1 pseudogene is annotated in these 258 nt (G+C 54.7%); it reads right to left on the bottom strand.

The annotated features are described in order from the left end of the window. Positions 1-103: 103 nt before the first annotated feature. Positions 104-258 (bottom strand): annotated as a pseudogene (locus E0D98_RS26595) (antirestriction protein); the annotation flags it as partial.

Below are 258 nucleotides of genomic sequence, written 5' to 3'. Positions count from 1 at the left end.
GTCCGGCACGTCTGTATCCAGCACTTCGCGGATAATTTCTTTAACAGTACAGTACATGTTCTCGTCTCCTTTACAGGGGCGGCATTGCCGCCCCGTCCGTTAATCAGTCCAGTGCCGCGTAAATCGCATTGCATTCGGGGTGAAATTCGATGTGGCTCCACAACTGCGCATCGCGCATCCGGTAAAGGTGTGTCAGTCCCGCATCCCCGCTGTCGTGGTACAGCCACAACTGGCGGTTAATCACAAGGGAAGTCAGGA

The organism is Escherichia sp. KCJ4928 (assembly GCF_004352695.1).
In the GTDB taxonomy this organism is placed as follows: domain Bacteria; phylum Pseudomonadota; class Gammaproteobacteria; order Enterobacterales; family Enterobacteriaceae; genus ECMA0423.
This window is presented reverse-complemented; position numbering and strand designations above follow the sequence as displayed.